The organism is Prevotella sp. MGM1, from assembly GCF_002933775.1.
In the GTDB taxonomy this organism is placed as follows: domain Bacteria; phylum Bacteroidota; class Bacteroidia; order Bacteroidales; family Bacteroidaceae; genus Prevotella.
In genome coordinates, this window is the sequence record NZ_BEWV01000128.1 from 1 (window position 1) to 1058 (window position 1058).

Annotated in this window: 1 protein-coding gene; it reads left to right on the forward strand. The window is 51.3% G+C overall.

The features are described from left to right. Positions 1-1058: FGGY family carbohydrate kinase (locus tag MoGM_RS04520; RefSeq protein WP_104368945.1), on the forward strand; the 1058-nt coding region annotated here is incomplete at both ends.

The window sequence follows — 1058 nt, forward strand, 5'->3', positions numbered from 1 at the left end:
GGCTCGTATGTGTAGACGAGAATCTTGATGTTTTTCGCCCGTCTATTATCTGGTGTGATTCGCGAGCCGTACCTTACGGCGAGAAAGCGTTCCGTGATTTGGGACAGGAGCATTGTCTTTCACACTTGCTCAATTCTCCAGGTAATTTCACTGCGGCAAAACTTGCATGGATAAAGGAGAACGAGCCGGAACTTTACGGTCGTATCCACAAGATAATGCTTCCGGGAGACTACATAGCCATGCGTCTCAGCGGAGCGCCCAATACAACTGTCAGCGGATTAAGCGAAGGCATGTTCTGGGATTTCAAAGAGGGCAAGGTGTCGGATTCATTGATGAGCTATTATGGTTTCGACGCCTCTGTGATATCCGATATCGTGCCAACGTTCAGCGTACAGAGCCGTGTCTCTGCCGCCGCAGCCGCCGAGACGGGGTTGAAAGAAGGGACACCTATAACATATAGGGCCGGCGACCAGCCTAACAACGCTCTCAGCCTGAATGTCTTCAATCCCGGTGAGATTGCCTCTACGGCCGGCACTTCCGGTGTGGTGTATGGTGTGCTTGGTGATATTAACTATGATAAGAAGAGCCGTGTGAACACGTTTGCCCATGTCAATCACATGGAGGAGCAGACCCGTCTCGGTGTCCTGCTTTGCATCAACGGTACAGGTATTCTCAATGCGTGGGTTCGCCGCACCGTGGCTCCGGAGGGAATAGGATATGCCGAGATGAACAACTTGGCGGAACAGGTGTCTATCGGCAGTGATGGCGTTACGGTGATACCTTTCGGTAACGGAGCGGAGCGTGTATTGGAAAACAAGGAAGTGGGTTGCTCGGTGAGCGGAATAAACTTTAACAAACATGGAAAGGGCCATATAATCCGTGCCGCTCAGGAAGGTATAGGGTTCAGTTTCTGCTATGGAATGGAGATAATGCAGCAGATGGGCATGGATATCAGAAAGATACACGCCGGTAAAGCCAACATGTTCCTTAGTCCGCTGTTCCGCGACACATTGGCCGGCGTGAGCGGTGCGACAATCGAATTGTATGATACAGACGGC